The organism is Kitasatospora sp. NPDC090091, assembly GCF_044747365.1.
GTDB lineage: Bacteria > Actinomycetota > Actinomycetes > Streptomycetales > Streptomycetaceae > Kitasatospora.
In genome coordinates this window covers 169197-186740 of record NZ_JBIVDY010000010.1, presented here as the reverse complement: position 1 = coordinate 186740, position 17544 = coordinate 169197, and the positions used below count along the sequence as shown (strand labels likewise).

At 72.0% G+C, this 17544-nt stretch carries 15 protein-coding genes; 3 read left to right on the top strand and 12 right to left on the bottom strand.

The features are described 5' to 3' along the window. Window positions 1-3 precede the first annotated feature (3 nt). A complete protein-coding gene (gene pruA / locus ACIPSC_RS19385) occupies window positions 4-1632 on the bottom strand; it encodes an L-glutamate gamma-semialdehyde dehydrogenase (RefSeq protein ID WP_400827031.1) in 1629 nt (542 codons plus the stop codon). Window positions 1633-1951: 319 nt separating this feature from the next. On the opposite strand from pruA, the gene ACIPSC_RS19380 reads away from it, so the two are divergent. Continuing rightward, the gene (locus tag ACIPSC_RS19380; RefSeq protein ID WP_400827030.1) at window positions 1952-3553 is read left to right on the top strand and encodes a PucR family transcriptional regulator; all 1602 of its coding nucleotides are present in this window, start codon (window positions 1952-1954) and stop codon (window positions 3551-3553) included. 127 nt (window positions 3554-3680) lie between these two features. Here ACIPSC_RS19380 and ACIPSC_RS19375 read toward each other — a convergent pair whose 3' ends face one another. Together ACIPSC_RS19375 and ACIPSC_RS19370 are read right to left on the bottom strand one after the other, a co-directional pair. Beyond that, window positions 3681-5162: an alkaline phosphatase PhoX gene (locus tag ACIPSC_RS19375; protein WP_400827029.1), complete on the bottom strand. Its 1482-nt coding sequence runs from the start codon at window positions 5160-5162 to the stop codon at window positions 3681-3683. Between the two features lie 238 nt (window positions 5163-5400). Continuing rightward, a complete protein-coding gene (locus ACIPSC_RS19370) occupies window positions 5401-6606 on the bottom strand; it encodes a hypothetical protein (protein ID WP_400827027.1) in 1206 nt (401 codons plus the stop codon). Between the two features lie 248 nt (window positions 6607-6854). On the opposite strand from ACIPSC_RS19370, the gene ACIPSC_RS19365 reads away from it, so the two are divergent. Next, complete coding sequence (locus ACIPSC_RS19365) at window positions 6855-7298, top strand: VOC family protein (RefSeq protein ID WP_400827025.1); 444 nt, start codon at window positions 6855-6857, stop codon at window positions 7296-7298. A gap of 136 nt (window positions 7299-7434) precedes the next feature. On the opposite strand, the gene ACIPSC_RS19360 is transcribed toward ACIPSC_RS19365, so the two are convergent. Next, window positions 7435-9087: a hypothetical protein gene (locus tag ACIPSC_RS19360; RefSeq protein ID WP_400827023.1), complete on the bottom strand. Its 1653-nt coding sequence runs from the start codon at window positions 9085-9087 to the stop codon at window positions 7435-7437. Window positions 9088-9414: 327 nt separating this feature from the next. On the opposite strand from ACIPSC_RS19360, the gene ACIPSC_RS19355 reads away from it, so the two are divergent. Next, entirely contained in the window at window positions 9415-10746 is a 1332-nt protein-coding gene (locus tag ACIPSC_RS19355; protein ID WP_400827021.1) for an MFS transporter, read from the top strand. A 67-nt stretch (window positions 10747-10813) separates the two neighbouring features. Here the strand turns inward: ACIPSC_RS19355 and ACIPSC_RS19350 are convergent, their stop codons facing one another. From ACIPSC_RS19350 to sufB, 8 genes are all read right to left on the bottom strand, one after another. After that, on the bottom strand, window positions 10814-11473 hold the full coding sequence (locus tag ACIPSC_RS19350; RefSeq protein ID WP_400827019.1) for a Uma2 family endonuclease: 660 nt from the start codon (window positions 11471-11473) through the stop codon (window positions 10814-10816). 124 nt (window positions 11474-11597) lie between these two features. Beyond that, window positions 11598-11978 carry a metal-sulfur cluster assembly factor gene (locus ACIPSC_RS19345; RefSeq protein WP_400827017.1) on the bottom strand — a complete coding sequence of 127 codons (381 nt, stop codon included), beginning with the start codon at window positions 11976-11978 and terminating at the stop codon, window positions 11598-11600. Between the two features lie 21 nt (window positions 11979-11999). Further along, a complete protein-coding gene (gene sufU, locus ACIPSC_RS19340; protein WP_400827015.1) occupies window positions 12000-12452 on the bottom strand; it encodes a Fe-S cluster assembly sulfur transfer protein SufU in 453 nt (150 codons plus the stop codon). Window positions 12453-12471: 19 nt separating this feature from the next. Then, complete coding sequence (locus ACIPSC_RS19335; protein ID WP_400827183.1) at window positions 12472-13719, bottom strand: cysteine desulfurase; 1248 nt, start codon at window positions 13717-13719, stop codon at window positions 12472-12474. Between the two features lie 23 nt (window positions 13720-13742). Next, complete coding sequence (sufC, locus tag ACIPSC_RS19330; protein WP_400827014.1) at window positions 13743-14507, bottom strand: Fe-S cluster assembly ATPase SufC; 765 nt, start codon at window positions 14505-14507, stop codon at window positions 13743-13745. Between the two features lie 6 nt (window positions 14508-14513). Further along, a complete protein-coding gene (locus tag ACIPSC_RS19325; RefSeq protein ID WP_238863127.1) occupies window positions 14514-14831 on the bottom strand; it encodes a bifunctional 3-phenylpropionate/cinnamic acid dioxygenase ferredoxin subunit in 318 nt (105 codons plus the stop codon). A gap of 5 nt (window positions 14832-14836) precedes the next feature. Further along, window positions 14837-16069, bottom strand: a complete 1233-nt coding sequence (sufD, locus tag ACIPSC_RS19320) for a Fe-S cluster assembly protein SufD (RefSeq protein ID WP_400827012.1) — start codon at window positions 16067-16069, stop codon at window positions 14837-14839. Window positions 16070-16126: 57 nt separating this feature from the next. Beyond that, window positions 16127-17542, bottom strand: a complete 1416-nt coding sequence (gene sufB, locus ACIPSC_RS19315; RefSeq protein ID WP_313765939.1) for a Fe-S cluster assembly protein SufB — start codon at window positions 17540-17542, stop codon at window positions 16127-16129. Window positions 17543-17544: the final 2 nt, after the last annotated feature.

Genomic DNA, 17544 nt, shown 5'->3' with positions numbered 1-17544 from the left:
GGGTCAGCCCATGTGCGGGTAGCGGTAGTCCGTCGGCGGGACGAAGGTCTCCTTCACCGAACGGGTGGAGGTCCAGCGCGCCAGGTTCTGCTTGGCGCCGGCCTTGTCGTTGGTGCCCGAGGCCCGGCCGCCGCCGAACGGCTGCTGGCCGACGACCGCGCCGGTCGGCTTGTCGTTGATGTAGAAGTTGCCGGCCGCGAAGCGCAGCTTGTGCATGGCGTCCTGGGCCGCGGCGCGGTCCTGGGAGATGATCGAGCCGGTCAGGCCGTAGGCCGACACCGACTCCATCTGGGCCAGCATCTCCTCGTACTTCTCGTCCTCGTAGACGTACACGGCGAGGATCGGGCCGAAGTACTCGTCCTTGAAGTACTCGCTCGCCGGGTCCTGGCAGACCAGTACGGTCGGGCGGACGAAGTAGCCCACCGAGTCGTCGTAGGTGCCGCCGGCCAGGACCTCGACCTGCGGGTCGGCCTGGGCGCGGTCGATCGCGGCCTTGTTCTTGGCGAAGGAGCGGTCGTCGATGACGGCCGACATGAAGTTGCCCAGGTCGGTGACGTCGCCCATGGTGAGGCCCTCGACCTCGTCGCGGAACCCGTCCTTCAGCCCGGCCCAGATCGAGGCCGGGACGTAGGCGCGGGAGAGCGCCGAGCACTTCTGGCCCTGGAACTCGAAGGCGCCGCGGGTCATCGCGGTCTTCAGCACGGCCGGGTCGGCGGACGGGTGGGCGACCAGGAAGTCCTTGCCGCCGGTCTCGCCGACGATCCGCGGGTAGGTGCGGTAGCCGGCGATGTTGGTGCCGACCTCGCGCCACAGGTGCTGGAAGGTGGCGGTGGAGCCGGTGAAGTGGATGCCGGCCAGCGCCGGGTGCTTCAGCGCGACGGCGGAGACGTCCAGGCCGTCGCCGGTGACCATGTTGATGACGCCCTTGGGCAGCCCGGCCTCCTCCAGCAGCTGCATCAGCAGGTGCGCGGAGAACTGCTGGGTCGGGGACGGCTTCCAGAGCACCACGTTGCCCATCAGCGCCGGCGCGGTCGGCAGGTTGCCGGCGATGGCGGTGAAGTTGAACGGGGTGATCGCGTAGACGAAGCCCTCCAGCGGGCGGTGGTCGCTGCGGTTCCACACGCCGTCCGAGGAGATCGGCTGCTCGGCCATGATCTGGCGGGCGAAGTGCACGTTGAAGCGCAGGAAGTCGACCAGCTCGCAGGGGGTGTCGATCTCGGCCTGCTGCGCGGTCTTGGACTGGCCGAGCATGGTGGCGGCGGCCAGGGTCTCGCGCCAGGGGCCGGCCAGCAGGTCGGCGGCCTTGAGGAAGATCGCGGCGCGGGAGTCGAAGGAGAGCGCCTGCCAGGCCGGAGCAGCGGCCAGGGCAGTGTCGATGGCGTCCTGCGCGTCGGCCTGGGTGGCGTTGCGCAGGGTGCCGAGCCTCGCCGCGTGGTTGTGCGGCTGGACGACGTGGATCTCGGTGCCGCCGCCCATCCGGCGCTCACCGTTGATCGTCATGGTCAGCTGGACCGGCTCCTGGCCGCCCAGCTCCTTCAGCTTGGCCTCCAGACGAGCCCGTTCCGGGCTGCCGGGGGCGTAGCTGTGGACCGGCTCGTTCACCGGCGCGGGGACCTGGGTCACAGCGTCCATGAGCGCACGCTCTCCTTCGGTTCATGGGGGATACCGGCGCGGTTCGCACGCCGGCCACAGCACGAACGCTATTCCTGCGCAGGACCCGACTTGATTGGCCGGGCGGCTAAAGTCCCCCGTACGGCGTTGTCCGCTCCGACGAAGGGGGTCACGGGCGGGTCACGACACCCCCGTGAAGGCGGGATCCCACCGCCGGACCCCGGCGAGCCCGGCGCCCCCACCACCGCTCCCGCCACCTTCACGACCGACCGCCCGGGACCCTGTCCGCCCGGCTAAAATCGGCCGCACGGCATTGTCCGAGCGGATGAAGGAGCGCCGGATGACCACCCCCGGACTCCCGCTCCGCCAGCTGCTGATGTCCCTCGGCGAGCCGCTGGTAGAACTCCAGGCCGCCCCGCACGGGCTGGACGTCCCGGTCCGCGACGTCGCGATCCTCGACCCGGAGGACCCGCCCACCGCCGCGTCCGGCGAGCTCGTGCTCGCCATCGGCGCCCGCGGCCGGGCCGCCCTCCCGGCCCTGCGCGCGGCCGGCCGGGCCGGCGCCGCGGCCGTCGCGGTGAAGCTGGACGCGCCGGGCCAGGCCGACGCCCTGCGCGAGGCCGCCACCGAGGCCGGCGTCGCGCTGCTCTCGGTCCGCCGCGAGACGCGCTGGGAGCACCTGGACTCGCTGGCCCGCGCGATCATCGCCGGGCCGGACGCCCCGGACACGGCCGGCGCCCCCGAGCACAACGCGGGCGACCTCTTCTCCCTCGCCCAGACCGTCGCCGTGCTCACCAACGGCATCGTCTCGATCGAGGACACTTCCAGCCGGGTGCTGGCCTACTCCCGCTCCTCCGACTCGGACGAGGTGGACGACCTCCGCCGGCTCTCCATCCTCGGCTGGCAGGGCCCCGAGCCGTACCTCTCCAAGCTCCGCGAGTGGGGCATCTTCCAGCACCTGCGCACCTCCGACGCGCCGATCGCGGTCGACCCGCACCCGGAGCTGGGCCTGCGCCGGCGCCTGGCGATCGGCATCCGGGCCGGGGCGCAGCCGCTCGGCACCATCTGGGTGCAGGAGGGCGCGCAGCCGCTGGCCCCGCTCGCCGACCAGGCGCTGGTCGGCGCGGCCCGGGTGGCGGCGGCGCAGCTGGTCCGGCGGCGCCGCGAGCTGTCGGCGGACGTCCGGCTGACCCAGACCCTGCTCACCGGGCTGCTGGAGGGCTCCACCGGCCCGCAGTCGCTCGCCACCCACCTGGGGCTGGACCTCCACCACCCGGCGACCGTGCTGGCGTACAGCGCCCGGACCACCGAGGCGCTCACCCGCTCCGAGGTGACCGGCCTGATCTCGGTGCACACCGCGGCCCGGCACCGCAGCGCCCTGCTCGCCCCGATCGAGTCCCGGGTGTACGTGCTGCTGCCCGAGCTGCCGCCGGGGCTGCCGATGACGACGGTCCGCGGCTGGGCGCAGGAGGTGGTCGAGGCGGCGCATGACCACCTGGGGGTCCCGCTGCGGGCGGCGATCGGCTCGACCGTGGACGGCCTCGCCCGGGTGCCGGACTCCCGGGCCCAGGCGGACCGGATTCTGGACGCGATGGGCCGCGGCGGGGTGGACCTGGAGGTCGCGGCACTGATCGACGTCCAGGCCGAGGTGCTGGTGAGCGAGATGCTGGCGCTGCTCCAGGAGCGCGGCGGGCTGCGCGACCCGCGGCTGACCGCGCTCACCGCGTACGACCGGCGGCACGGCACCCGGCTCGCCGAGTCGGTGCTGGCCTGGCTGGACGCGCTGGGCGAGGTCCGGGTGGCCGCGGACGCCCTGCACATCCACCCCAACACCCTGCGCTACCGGGTCCGCCGGGCGGAGCAGTTGACCGGCATCGACCTGGCCCAGCCGCAGCAGCGGCTGCTGGCCATGCTCCAGCTGCGGCTGCCGCCCGAGGGCTGACCGCCGAGAGCAGCGAGAGCGGGGCCGACCGCCGAGCACCCGTCAGGGGGCGCCGGAACGCCGGGAGGGGCCCGCCGGAGCGGGCCCCTCCCGTCAGCTTCCGTCAGCTGCCGTCAGCACTGCGAACTCACTCGCCGTAGCCCTGGCCGCGCTTGTGCTCCTTCAGCCGGTGCCACGGGCCGGTGATGGCCAGCTGGATGCCCGGGGTCTGGATGTTGGCGAACAGGGTCTTGCCGTCGTCCGAGAAGGTGACGCCGGTGAACTCGCTGAACTCCGGCTTCTCGGCGGTGCCGATGTTCAGCTCGTTGCGGGCGATCGGGTAGGTCAGGCCCTCCTCGGTGGCGCCGAACAGGTGCGAGACGCCCTCGCCGTCCTCGGCGATCACGATGCCGCCGTAGGGCGAGACGGTGATGTTGTCCGGGCCGTCGTAGTTGTCGTGGTCGCCCCAGACGTCGGTGTTGACGCCGAGCAGCACCTTCAGGGTGATGGTGCGGCGGGTCGGGTTGTAGAACCAGACCTGGCCGTCGTGCTGCAGCGGGCTCTCGGAGCGGGCGAAGCTGGAGACGAAGTAGAAGCCGCCGTCACCCCACCACATGCCCTCCAGCTTGCGGGCGCGGGTGACCTCGCCGTCCTTGAACTGCTTGCGGATGGACACCGTCCTGGCGTCGCGGTCCTGGACCTTGACCCAGTCCACACCGTAGGTGGTGCCGACCGTGGTGGCGCGCGACAGGTCGTCGATCAGCTTGCCCTGCGCGTCGAAGACCTTGAAGGCCTCCAGCACACCGGCGTCGGCGGCGAGCTTGCGCAGCTGGTAGCGGCCGTGCTTGAAGCCGGCCGGCGGGGTCCAGCGGAAGAGCAGGCCGTTCGGGTTGGAGGCGTCCTCGGTCAGGTAGACGTGGCCGCGCTTCGGGTCCACGACGACGGCCTCGTGCGCGAACCGGCCGAAGGCCTTCACCGGCTGCGGGTCGCGGTTGTAGTCGTCGTCGAACGGGTCGACCTCGAAGATGTAGCCGTGGTCCTTGGTGAAGCCGTTCTTGCCGGCCTTGTCCTCGGTCTCCTCGCCGGACAGCCAGGTGCCCCACGGGGTCACGCCGCCCGCGCAGTTGGTGGCGGTGCCGGCGATGCCGACCCACTGCTCGACCTTGCCGTTGGCCTTGGCGTGCACGATGGTGCAGCCGCCGGCCGCGCCCGGGTCGTAGACGTGGCCCTCGGTCAGCGGCACCGGGTTCGGCCAGTTGGCGCGGGCGCCGCTCAGCTCGTGGTTGACGACCAGCAGGTTGCCGCCGTGCTCGTCCTCGAAGGCGGAGGTGCCGTCGTGGTTGCTCGGGGTGAACTCACCCGTGCGCAGCTTGGTCTGGCCGGCGCGGTTGAGCACCGTGTACTTGAAGCCCTGGGGCAGCGAGAGCAGGCCCTCGGCGTCCTTGACCAGCGGGCCGTAGCCGACCGCGGCGCGCTCGGCGTCGGCGGTCGCGGCGGCCTGCACCTCGCCGCCGGCCGGGGCGGCGATCGCGCCCGGGGCGCTGGCCAGCGCCTCGGCGCTGCCGGCGATCAGGACACCGGCCCCGACGAGGGTGGAACGGTTGACGAAGTCCCGGCGGGACAGCGACATGTCAGTCACTCCTGAGAGGTGGGGCCGCCGACCGGGCACGGCCCGGTGCGTGGCGAGCGAGGTGTCGAGGCAGGTCGTCGACGCCCAGCAGACTCCGCGGTTCCGGTGAACACCCGGTGAATCGGACACCTCGTCAGGGTGGTCATTTGCCAACCGTATTCGAACCCATGACCCGCCCTTTGCCGTGAGCACCACAGGTCACGCGGGGTCGGCCGGCCCGCACCGCCCCGTAGCCGGCTCACCGCCCGGTGCGCGCCACCCGCCACTGATCCCAGGCGGCGAGCCAGAGCTGCTCGGCGAGCCGGTGCTCCTCCCAGTGCTCACCCTCGGCGCGGGACCGGTCCCGCCACACCTGCGCCCAGGCGCGCTGGGCCGGCAGGCTCGGCACCTCGCTGGCGAACACCGTGTGGCGGATCACCTCCTCGACGGCGGCCGCCCCGTCCGGGGTGCCGAGCGCCCACGGGATCTGCCGGGCGAGCCGGTCCAGGTGGTTGACCATCGCGGTCACCGCCGCCACCGCCTCCGTCCGGGACTCCGAGGCGAGCCGCATCTGCTGGCGCACCGCGGCCTCCCAGCGCAGCGCCCCGGTCTCGCCGCGCAGGTCGCGCGGGAGCCGGGGCGTCCGGCCGGCCCGGACCTGCGCCTCGATCGCGGCCGACTCGGCGATGCTGTGCGCGATCACCGCCCGGTGCGCCTCCAGCCCGGTGACCGGCGGGAGCTCGCGCTCCTCCACCGGCACGTACCGGCCGCGGCTCGCGGCGAGCGAGCGCAGCAGCGCCGTGCGGCCCACCAGGTACCGCTCGGTCTCCGCCACGGGTGCCAGTTCGAGGCCCCCGGGCCGGACCCCGCGCGCGCAGACGGTGACGGTCAGTCCGCCCACCCGGAGCCGCCCGGCCCAGACCGGCCCGGCACCCGGCTGCGGGCAGACGTCGGGCAGCGGCGCGTCCGGCCGGACCCAGCGCTCACGCAGGTCCTCGTGCACCTCGACCGCCTGCGGCTCGCCGTCGACGGTGATCCACTCGCGCAGCTCCCGGACCCGCCCGGGGCAGTCGCCCTCGTCCACACCGAGCTGCTCGTAGACGCGGTCGCGCTCGTCCTCGACCACGTCCTCCAGGTCCGGCAGCGCACCGAACCGTTCGGCGCCCGGCCGGTAGGTGCGCACGGTGACGTACGGGCCGTCGGCGCAGGCCCAGTCGCCGGACTGGACCTCGACCCAGCAGAGCAGGCCGTCCGAGGTCTCGAACGCGGCCAGCGCGTCGCCGTCCGGGGGCACCCCGCCCGCGACGCCGTACACCGGGAAGTCCGCCGCGGCGAGGGCGCGGCGGGCGAAGTCCTCCTGCTCGGCGCAGCCGTCCTCCCGGCCCCACGGCTCCGCGGGCCGCGCACCGCCGCCCCGGAGGCCGTCCCGCTGGCCACCGCTCTCCCGCTCCCGCTCCCGCGTCATCCCGGGCCGCACCCCCTGTCCTCGCCGTCTGCGTGCCGCCTCCGGACACGATACGTCGCCCGACCTGCCGGGTCATCAGCCCAGGCGCCCCGGCGGGCGGTTCGGGGGGCGGTTCGCCGGGCGGACCGGAGCACGGACCGGGGCACGGCCCGGGCCCGGTGCGGGGCACGGATCGGCGCGCGGATCCGCCGGGCGCCGCCGCCGTGTCAGGGCCCGGGTTGTCAGTCCGGCTTCCTACGCTGTCGGGCATGACAGCGCACAAGGACTTCCCGGCCCGGATCAGCATCGTCACCCTCGGCGTCGGCGACCTCGACCGCAGCGCCCGCTTCTACGAGGCGCTCGGCTGGAGCCGCTCGTCGGCCTCCAGCCCGGAGATCGTCTGGTTCCGCACCGCCGACTCGGTGCTCGGCCTCTTCCCCAGCGGCGATCTGGCCGCCGACGCGGGCGTGCCCGACACCGGCGAGCCGTCCTTCCGGGGCGTCACCCTGGCGGTGAACCTGGAGTCGCCCGAGCGGGTGGACGCCGCCCTGCGGACGGCCGTCGAGGCCGGCGCCACGGTGGTCAAGCCGCCGGAGCCCACCAGCTGGGGCGGCTACTCCGGCTACTTCGAGGACCCGGACGGCCACCTCTGGGAGCTGGCCCACAACCCCTTCTTCCCGTTCACCGAGGACGGCTCGCTCGACCTCCCGTGAGCCCGGCCCGCCGTACGCCCGGCCCGCCGTACGCCCGGCCCGCCGTGAGCCGTTCCCGCCGTGAGCCCCGGCACCCCCGCAGGGCCCGAGGGCTCCCGCGGGGGCCGGGGAAGAGACCCGGCGCCGGATCCCGGCGTCAGCCCTTGGAGCGCGCCTTGAAGGCGGCCTTGCGGGCCTCCTTGGCCACCGCGCGGTCCAGGTGCAGCTCGCCCACCACCTCCAGCACGTCCGCCGTGTACGGGTGGTCGACCCGCCAGAGCTCGCCGAAGTAGCTCGCCGGGTTGTCCGTCACCGGCAGCTCGGCGATCAGCTCACGCAGCATCTCCGCATCGCCGCCCGTGTCCAGCAGCTGCGCGGCGAAGGTGTCCACCACGGTCCACAGCGCCATCGCCCGCTCCGGCGCCGGCACGTCGGCGGCCCCACGGCCGACCAGCCAGGCCCGCGCGCCCCCGCCCAGCTCCGGGTCGTCCAGCACCTCCCGGACGGCGGGCTCGGCGCCCTCGCCCAGCATGGTCAGCGCGAGCTGGCAGAGCATCCGCCGCATCGGGGCGTACGCGTCGCTGCCGCGCGCCGCGGCCAGCAGCTCGCGCGCCGCCGCCTCCGGCTCCCGGTCGGTGATCCAGACCTTCAGCTCCTCGTCCGGCAGGACGTTGGCGGCCTCGCAGACGCCGCGCAGCAGCTCGACGGCGTCGCCCTGCGCCAGGTCGCCGACCAGCGGGGCGTCGTAACCGTCCTCCAGCAGCCACTTCCGGATGCCGTACTGGCCGAGCGGGGTCAGCCGGACCAGCCCGAAGCGGGCCGACTCCTCCTCGTCCAGCGGCTCCTCGCCGACCGCGGGGAGCGCCGGCTCCGCGCCCTCCTCGGTCTCCTCCTCGTCGAAGAGCTCCGGGTCGATCGGGCGGTAGTCCAGCACGCCCAGCTCGGCGAGATCGCCCAGCATCGGGTCCAGGGCGACCATCACATCGGTGATGTCGCCGAGCAGCTCCTCGCTCGGCTCCTCCCCCTCGGGCACCACCAGCAGCGCGGCCAGCACCCCCAGCGGCACGGTCTCGGTGCCCGGCTCGGCGAACGCGGTGGTCTCGTACAGCACCTGGAGCGCCTCGTCGAGCAGTTCGGCGGCCTCGTCCCGGGCGTCCTCGACCTGCGCCAGCCGGTCCTCGTCCTCCTCGGTCTCGGCACCGGGCTCGGCCGGCTCCCCGGCCTCCTCCCCCTCGGGCAGCGAGTCCGCCTCCACGGCCAGCTCCCGGACGATCCCGGCGGCGGTCAGCCAGAGCTCCAGGACGGTCTCCGGGTCCCCCTCCTCGGCCGGCTCCAGGTCCGGCCCCGGGATGGCCACGTGCTCGCCGGCCGCGGTGGTGCCGATCTCGATCAGGTCCAGGTCGCACGCCAGCGACCAGGCCCGCATCGCCTCGACCACCGCCTCCTCCGGCGCGTCGCCCTGCTCCGGGGCGAGGCCCAGCAGCCGGGCGGCGGGCGCCCGGTCCGGGCCGGTCAGGTCGCCGTGCTCGTCCACCGGCCGGTGCGGGGCCGTCCAGCGGGCCAGCTTCAGCGCGTACCCGAACATCGGCACGGCCTTCGCCTGCGCGGTCAGCTCCGCCTCGGACGGCAGCATGACCGGCGGCACCAGCACGGCCGCGTCGTCCAGGTCCTCGTCGTCCAGCCCGTGCGCGGCGAACGCCCCGTAGAGGTCCTGCAGCTCCAGATCCGCCGGCAGCACCGCCCCGGCCGACCCCTCGTCCGGTGCGCCCTCCGACGAGGCCCCAGCGTTCTTCCGACGTCGTCCGGCCATCGTTGTGCGTTCTCCCTACACCGAGCGGTCAGCCGATCGACACTCCGGAAATCAGCTCCGTGTGCCGGTCCACTACCTCAGCGTATAGGCCGGGCACCTCCGGCGCCCGGCCTCCAGGGGCGCGCGCCGCAACCGTGCGCCCACCCCTTATCCTTCGAAACGGTGCCGTGCCCACCCCGCGCGGACCACCGGGCAACGACGCCCATCCCTCAGCTCATCCGCTCCACCAGGGAGCCCCGCACCGCGGCCACCACCACAGCGCCTCAGGACGGGTGCGCCGGCACACCCCGCCGACCCGGTGGTGCCCTGCCTCAGGAGATCCCTTACATGGCGGACCTCTCCCCCGCCGGCCCCGGCCTGCGCACCGCGCAGCTCGACGGACGCCGACTGTCGGAGGCCCTGCTTCCCCTGGAGCTCGCGCCGCGCGCCCAGCTCCAGCTCGCCGCGATCAGCCGCTGGAACGCGCTGCGCGGTGTCCGGGTCGGCCTGGTGTCGACCGCGCTGCTGCTGATGCTGATCGGTGCCAATCTTGCGACGCCGATCTACCCGCTCCTCCAGCAGCGCCTCTCCCTGACCCCGCTCGACACCACGATCCTCTTCACGGTCTACGTGTTCGCGCTGGTCCCCGTCCTGGCCGTGGTCGGCCACTGGTCCGACCACCTCGGCCGGCGCGCCCTGATCCTGCCCGCCGTGGCACTGGCCGCCGCCGGCGACGTCGTGTTCGCCACCGCGGGCGGCTTCTGGCAGCTCGCCGCCGGCCGCGCCGTCCAGGGCATCGCGGTGGGCCTGTCCACCGGCGCCGCCGGCGCCGCCCTCGGCGACCTGCTGCCGGACCGCCCCACCCTGGCCGCCAAGCTCACGCTGGCCTGTTCCGCGGGCGGCGTCGCGATCGGCCCGATCGTCGGCGCGCTGCTGTCCGGCGGGTCCGACCCGCTGCTGACGCCGTTCCTGCTGCACGCCGTCGGCCTGCTGGCGCTCTGCGTGCCGCTCGCCCTGGTGCACCCGCGGATGCCCGGCCGCAACCGCCCGCCGGCCGCCCCGCCGCGCATCACCACCCCGGCGCACCTGCGCCCGCAGCGCCTCGCCCTGCCGACCACCGGCCGCCGGGAGTTCCTGCTGGCCGCCGGCGCCGGGTTCATCTCCTACGGGGTCTTCGGCGTCTACCTGGCCCTCGCCCCGGCCTTCTCCGCCCGGCTGCTGCACACCTCCTCGCACCTGACCGGCGCGGTCGTGGCCGCGCTGCTGCTCGGCTCCTCCGCCGCCGCCCAGCTGCTCGTCCCGCCGACCGCGGACCGCCTGGTCATCGCCCTCGGCATGACCGGCCTGGCGACCGGCCTCGGCCTGGTCGTCACCGCCCAGTACACCGGCACCCCGGCGCTGCTGTTCATCGGCAGCGTCCTCGGCGGCATCTGCCAGGGCGTCGCGTTCCGCTCGCTCTTCACCACCGCCGTCGCCGCGATGAACCCGGAGCGGCGGGGCTCGGAGCTGAGCTCACTGTGGATCATCGTCTACCTGGGCAGCTCCGCGCCGATCATCGCCGTCGGCGCCCTCACCCAGCGCTACGGCCTCCTCCCCGCCGTCAGCGGCTTCGCCACCGTCGCCGCCGTCGCCTGCGCGGGCCTGGCCCTCGCTGTGGCCAGGAGCCCGAAGCGCGCCTGACCCACCCACGAACGCCGCCGGCCCGGGACGGATCTCCGTCCCGGGCCGGCGGCGTCGTGTCCGGGGCCTACGCGGTCCAGGGCTTCCAGGCGCTCGTACCGAAGTCAAAACGGAACGGATCCGGTAGCCGCACCTGATCGCCGAACTTCCACTCCCCGAGCACCGCGTAGCTGCCTTCCTTGCGGTCCGGGTCACCGAACAACGTGATCCCCGGGTTCCGCGGGTCGCGGTCCACCAGCAAGTAGTACGGCACACCGGTGCGGGCGTAACCGCTCCACTTCGTGGGCTTGACCCGTCGGCCGAGTACGGGACGGCGATCGTTGTGCGCGTTGGAGGAGGACGTCACCTCGACCACCAGGCCGACCTGATCCGGCAGGAGGTGCGTCACGTTATCCGCCACCCCGCGCTCCTCCACATCCGCGTCCACCACGACGAGATCCGGAATGTAGCCGTCCCCGATCTCCACGAGATCGACGTTGACCGTCTGAACCACCCGCCAAGGGTAGGTCCGATCCTTGAAGCGGGCGTACTCGATGCCGCGCTGGATGTCCGAGAGGATCACTGCATGGATGAAGACAGGCGCCGGTGACACGACGAACTCCCCTCCGATCACCTCGACCCGCGTACCGTCGTCCGGGATCCGCAGATACTCGTCGAGCTCCCCCCGGACCCACATGGCGTACGGCGAGTCGGGCAACGTCCAGTGTCCGACCGCTTCCACAGCCATCACGTCGCTCCCTCCGTGGTCGCGGCACCAGCCTGGCCGCCCGTTGGCAGATATACCACTGCCGCACGAATACTTCCCCCGAAGGAGAGACTCGCGCGGCAGTGGGTTGACGAAGGCCCGACCGTCAGACGTTGAAGCCGAGGGCGCGGAGCTGCTCGCGGCCGTCGTCGGTGATCTTGTCCGGGCCCCACGGCGGCATCCAGACCCAGTTGATGCGCAGGTCCTGGACGAGGCCGTCGGTGGCGGTCTTGGCCTGGTCCTCGATGACGTCGGTCAGCGGGCAGGCCGCCGAGGTGAGCGTCATGTCGATGGTGGCCACGTCGGACTCGTCGATGTGGATGCCGTAGATCAGGCCCAGGTTGACGACGTCGATCCCCAGCTCGGGGTCGACGACGTCCATCAAGGCCTCGGTCAGGTCCTCGACGGAGACGGTGCCGGCGGTGGTGCCGACGATGCCCGGCGGCGCCTCTTCGGCGGAAGGGGCGGGCGTCTCGGTGTCACTCATGGTCTGTCCTCCTCTTCTGCTTCAGTCGTTGACGGCGGGCCGTGCGGCCAGCGCCTGGGCGGTGGCGTCCTTCCAGGCCATCCAGCTCAGCAGCGCGCACTTGACCCGGGCCGGGTACTTGGAGACGCCGGCGAACGCGATCGCGTCCTCCAGCACCTCCTCGTCGCCCTCGCCCTGGCCCTTGCTCTGCATCAGCTCCAGGAAGGCCTCCTGGACGGTCTGCGCCTCGCCCACGGTCTTGCCGACCACCAGGTCGTTCAGCACCGAGGCGCTGGCCTGGCTGATGGAACAGCCCTGCGACTCGTACGAGACGTCCGCGACCTTGGCACCGTCGAGCCTCACCCGCAGGGTGATCTCGTCGCCGCAGGTCGGGTTGACGTGGTGCACCTCGGCGTCGCCGTCCCGCAGCCCCTTGCCGTGGGGGTTGCGGTAGTGGTCCAGGATGATGTCCTGGTACATCGAGTCGAGCTTCATGATCGCGTGCCCCGTCCCGTCAGCCGAAGAAGTTCCGGACGTGGTGCAGGCCGGCGATCAGGGCGTCGACCTCGCCCGGCGTCGAGTACAGATAGAACGACGCCCGCGTGGTCGCAGGAATTCCGTACCGCAGGCAGACCGGCCGCGCGCAGTGGTGCCCGACCCGGACGGCGATACCCTGCTCGTCCAGCACCTGGCCCACGTCGTGCGGGTGGATGTCGCCCAGCGTGAACGAGATCGCGGCACCGCGGTCCACGGCCGTGCGCGGGCCGATGATCCGCAGGTCCGGGACCTCCAGCAGGCGCTCGACCGCGTACTCGGTGATCGCGTGCTCGTGGGCGGCGATCTTCTCCATGCCGATGCCGGACAGGTAGTCGACGGCCGCGCCCAGCCCGACCGCCTGGGCGATCGGCGGGGTGCCGGCCTCGAACTTGTGCGGCGCCGGGGCGTAGGTGGACGAGCCCATGGTGACGGTCTCGATCATCTCGCCGCCGCCGAGGAACGGCGGGAGGTCCTCCAGCAGCTCCTGGCGGCCCCAGAGCACGCCGATGCCGGTCGGGGCCAGCATCTTGTGGCCGGTGAAGGCGACGAAGTCGGCCTCCAGCGCCTGCACGTCCAGCACCATGTGCGGCGCGGCCTGCGAGGCGTCGATCAGGACCAGCGCGCCGACCGACTGGGCCTTGCGCACGATCGTCTCGACCGGGTTGACGGTGCCGAGCAGGTTGGAGACCAGGGTGAAGGAGACCACCTTGGTCTTCTCGGTGATCAGCTCGTCGATGTTCGAGAGGTCGAGCCGGCCCTCGTCGGTCAGCCCGAACCACTTCAGCTTCGCGCCGGTGCGCTGCGAGAGCAGCTGCCACGGCACGATGTTGGAGTGGTGCTCCATCTCCGTGATGACGATCTCGGAGTCCTGGTCCACCCGGTAGGGCTCGTCGGCCCAGCCGAGCATGTTGGCGACCAGGTTGAGCGACTCCGAGGCGTTCTTGGTGAAGATCACCTCGTTGCGGCTGGGCGCGTTGATGAACGCCGCGACCTTGTCACGGGCGCCCTCGTACAGCGCCGTGGCCTCCTCGGCCAGCACGTGCACGCCGCGGTGGACGTTGGCGTTGTGCCGCTCGTAGTAGGCGTTCAGCGCGTCCAGCACCTGGCGCGGCTTCTGCGAGGTGGCCGCGTTGTCCAGGTAGACGAGCGGCTTCTCCTCGTGCAGCAGCCGCTGCAGGACGGGGAAGTCCTTGCGGATCGCGTCGGTGTCGAGCAGGCCCTTCAGGGCCGCCGACTCGTGAGCACGGGTCACTCGGATGCGCCCCCCTTCACGTAGGCCTCGTAGCCCTCCTCCTCCAGCTTGTCGGCCAGCTCGGCACCGCCGGACTCGACGATGCGGCCGCCCGCGAAGACGTGGACGTGGTCGGGCTTGATGTAGCGCAGGATGCGGGTGTAGTGGGTCACCAGCAGGGTGCCGACCTCGCCGGACTCGCGGACCCGGTTGATGCCCTCGGAGACGATGCGCAGCGCGTCGACGTCCAGGCCGGAGTCGGTCTCGTCGAGGATCGCGATCTTCGGCTTGAGCAGCTCCAGCTGGAGGATCTCGTGGCGCTTCTTCTCACCGCCGGAGAAGCCCTCGTTGACGTTGCGCTCGGCGAAGGCCGGGTCCATCTGGAGGGCGGCCATCGCCTCCTTGACCTCCTTCACCCAGGTGCGCAGCTTGGGGGCCTCGCCGCGGACCGCGGTGGCGGCGGTGCGCAGGAAGTTGGAGACCGAGACACCGGGGACCTCGACCGGGTACTGCATCGCCAGGAAGACGCCGGCGCGGGCGCGCTCGTCGACCGACATCTCCAGCACGTCCTCGCCGTCCAGCAGCACCGAGCCGCCGGTGACGGTGTACTTGGGGTGGCCGGCGAGCGAGTAGGCCAGGGTGGACTTGCCGGAGCCGTTCGGACCCATGATGGCGTGGGTCTCGCCCTGCTTCACGGTCAGGTCGACGCCCTTCAGGATCTCCCGGGGGCCGTTCTCCGCCTCGACGGAGACGTGCAGGTCACGGATTTCAAGGGTTGCCATGTGTACTCAGGACTCCTGGTTGACGGAGACGAGCACATCGTCCCCTTCGATCTTTACGGGGTAGACAGCGACCGGCTTGGTGGCGGGCAGGCCGGAGGGCTTGCCGGTGCGCAGGTCGAAGCTGGAGCCGTGCAGCCAGCACTCGATCATGCAGTCCTCGACCTCGCCCTCGGAGAGCGAGACGTTCGCGTGCGAGCAGGTGTCGTTGATCGCGAACACCCCCTCGTCGGTGCGGACGACGGACACCGGCACGCCGTTGAGGTCGACCCGCTTGGGCACGTCCTCGGCCAGCTCACTGAGCGCGCAGGCGCGGAGAAAACTCATCGGGTTCAGACCGCCGCTTCCAGCTCGGCCTCGATCTTCTCCATCAGGTGGTCCTGGATCTCGGCGACACCGATCTGCTGGACCAGCTCGGCGAAGAAGCCGCGCACCACCAGGCGGCGGGCCTCGTCGGCCGGGATGCCGCGGGCCTGCAGGTAGAACAGCTGCTCGTCGTCGAAGCGGCCGGTGGCGGAGGCGTGTCCGGCGCCGACGATCTCGCCGGTCTCGATCTCCAGGTTGGGGATCGAGTCGACCCGGGCGCCGTCGGTGAGCACCAGGTTGCGGTTGTGCTCGTAGGTGTCGGTGCCCTCGGCGGCCGCGCGGATCAGCACGTCGCCGACCCAGACCGCGTGCGCGTCCTGGCCCTGCAGCGCGCCCTTGTAGACGACGTTGGAGCGGCAGTGCGGGGTGTCGTGGTCGATGACCAGACGGTGCTCCAGGTGCTGGCCGGCGTCGGCGAAGTAGAGGCCGAACAGCTCGGCCTCGCCGCCGGGCGCCGCGTAGGTGACCCGCGGGTGGATGCGGACCAGGTCGCCGCCGAAGGTGACGACCACGGACTTCAGCGAGGCGTCCCGGCCGACCAGGGCGGTCTGCTGGGCGGCGTGCACCGCGTCCCGGTCCCAGTCCTGGACCGAGACGAAGGTGAGCTTGGCGCCGTCGCCGAGCAGCAGCTCGACGTTGGCGGCGCGGGTGCCGGTGCCGGTGTGGTTCAGCACCACGACGGCCTCGGCGAACGGCTTGACGTCGATGACCACGTGCGCGAAGCGGGTGCCGCCCTCGCCGTGCACGTCGATCTTCACCGGCTCGGTGAGCACCGTCTCCTTGGGGACGGTGACGACCAGCGCCTGCTCGAAGGCGCTGAACGCCTGCGCGGCGACCCGGTCGACCGGCTTGCCGGCCTTGCCGAGGCGGGCGTCGTCGCGGCCGACGGTCTCGGCGGTGACGCCGTCCGGCAGGCTCAGCTCGACCTTGTCCTCGCCCTTGTCGGCGGAGGCGGCGCTGCCGTCGTGCAGACCGCCGAGGCGGTGCAGCGGGGTGAACCGCCAGTCCTCCTCGCGGCCGGTCGGCACCGGGAAGTCGCCGACCTCGTAGGAGGGCTCGACCGCGACGCGGGCGTCGATCGGCTGCTGGACGGTGGCACGGCCGGTGCCGGGGCCGGCGAGCTGCGCGCCGGCGCCGGCGGTACCGACCTCGATCGACCCGGCGGTGGTGGAGCCGGTGGGGGTGTTGACGTCAGCCATGGCTGTCGTAGTGCTCTCTTCCTAAGAATGCGGACAAGGACTGCGTGCGGCTGCTCGTCAGCCGACGGAGCCCTCCATCTGCAGCTCGATCAGCCGGTTCAGCTCCAGCGCGTACTCCATCGGCAGCTCACGCGCGATCGGCTCGACGAAGCCGCGGACGATCATCGCCATCGCCTCGAACTCGGTCATGCCGCGGCTCATCAGGTAGAAGAGCTGGTCCTCGCTGACCTTGGAGACCGTCGCCTCGTGGCCCATGGACACGTCGTCCTCGCGGACGTCCACGTACGGGTAGGTGTCCGAGCGGGAGATGGTGTCGACCAGCAGGGCGTCGCAGAGCACGTTGGACTTGGCGCCCTTGGAGCCCTCGCCGATCTCGATCAGACCGCGGTAGGAGGTGCGGCCACCACCCCGCGCCACCGACTTGGAGACGATGTTGGAGGAGGTGTTCGGCGCCATGTGGACCATCTTGGCGCCGGCGTCCTGGTGCTGCCCCTCGCCGGCGAAGGCGATCGACAGGGTCTCGCCCTTGGCGTGCTCGCCCATCAGGTAGACGGCCGGGTACTTCATGGTGACCTTGGAACCGATGTTGCCGTCGATCCACTCCATGGTCGCGCCCTCGTACGCCACGGCGCGCTTGGTGACCAGGTTGTAGACGTTGTTCGACCAGTTCTGGATCGTCGTGTAGCGGCAGCGGCCGCCCTTCTTGACGATGATCTCGACGACCGCGGAGTGCAGCGAGTCGGAGGAGTAGATCGGCGCGGTGCAGCCCTCGACGTAGTGGACGTAGGCGTCCTCGTCGACGATGATCAGCGTCCGCTCGAACTGGCCCATGTTCTCGGTGTTGATCCGGAAGTAGGCCTGCAGCGGGATGTCGACGTGGACACCCTTCGGCACGTAGATGAAGGAGCCGCCGGACCACACCGCGGTGTTCAGCGCGGCGAACTTGTTGTCGCCGGCCGGGATGACGGTGCCGAAGTACTCCTTGAAGATCTCCGGGTGCTCGCGCAGCGCGGTGTCGGTGTCCAGGAAGATGACGCCCTGCTCCTCCAGGTCCTCGCGGATCTGGTGGTAGACGACCTCGGACTCGTACTGCGCGGCGACACCGGCGACCAGGCGCTGCTTCTCCGCCTCCGGGATGCCCAGCTTGTCGTACGTCGCCTTGATGTCGGCCGGCAGGTCCTCCCAGGACTCGGCCTGCTTCTCGGTCGAGCGGACGAAGTACTTGATGTTGTCGAAGTCGATGCCGGAGAGGTCGGAGCCCCAGGTCGGCATGGGCTTCTTGCCGAACAGCTTGAGGCCCTTGAGCCGCAGGTTCAGCATCCACTCGGACTCGTTCTTCTTCGCGGAGATGTCGCGGACGACGTCCTCGCTGAGACCGCGCTTGGCAGCGGCACCCGCGGTGTCCGGGTCGGCCCAGCCGTACTCGTAGGTGCCCAGGCCTTCGAGCTCCGGGTGCGAAACGGTGTCAGTCATGC

Bases quoted from the DNA above. Each gene is read 5' to 3' on its own strand.
- sufD (WP_400827012.1), bottom strand. From the start codon at position 16,069: ATGGCTGACGTCAACACCCCCACCGGCTCCACCACCGCCGGGTCGATC.
- ACIPSC_RS19380 (WP_400827030.1), top strand. From the start codon at position 1,952: ATGACCACCCCCGGACTCCCGCTCCGCCAGCTGCTGATGTCCCTCGGC.
- ACIPSC_RS19355 (WP_400827021.1), top strand. From the start codon at position 9,415: ATGGCGGACCTCTCCCCCGCCGGCCCCGGCCTGCGCACCGCGCAGCTC.
- pruA (WP_400827031.1), bottom strand. From the start codon at position 1,632: ATGGACGCTGTGACCCAGGTCCCCGCGCCGGTGAACGAGCCGGTCCAC.
- ACIPSC_RS19350 (WP_400827019.1), bottom strand. From the start codon at position 11,473: ATGGCTGTGGAAGCGGTCGGACACTGGACGTTGCCCGACTCGCCGTAC.
- ACIPSC_RS19370 (WP_400827027.1), bottom strand. From the start codon at position 6,606: ATGACGCGGGAGCGGGAGCGGGAGAGCGGTGGCCAGCGGGACGGCCTC.
- sufU (WP_400827015.1), bottom strand. From the start codon at position 12,452: ATGAAGCTCGACTCGATGTACCAGGACATCATCCTGGACCACTACCGC.
- ACIPSC_RS19325 (WP_238863127.1), bottom strand. From the start codon at position 14,831: ATGAGTTTTCTCCGCGCCTGCGCGCTCAGTGAGCTGGCCGAGGACGTG.
- ACIPSC_RS19365 (WP_400827025.1), top strand. From the start codon at position 6,855: ATGACAGCGCACAAGGACTTCCCGGCCCGGATCAGCATCGTCACCCTC.
- ACIPSC_RS19360 (WP_400827023.1), bottom strand. From the start codon at position 9,087: ATGGCCGGACGACGTCGGAAGAACGCTGGGGCCTCGTCGGAGGGCGCA.
- sufC (WP_400827014.1), bottom strand. From the start codon at position 14,507: ATGGCAACCCTTGAAATCCGTGACCTGCACGTCTCCGTCGAGGCGGAG.
- sufB (WP_313765939.1), bottom strand. From the start codon at position 17,542: ATGACTGACACCGTTTCGCACCCGGAGCTCGAAGGCCTGGGCACCTAC.
- ACIPSC_RS19345 (WP_400827017.1), bottom strand. From the start codon at position 11,978: ATGAGTGACACCGAGACGCCCGCCCCTTCCGCCGAAGAGGCGCCGCCG.
- ACIPSC_RS19375 (WP_400827029.1), bottom strand. From the start codon at position 5,162: ATGTCGCTGTCCCGCCGGGACTTCGTCAACCGTTCCACCCTCGTCGGG.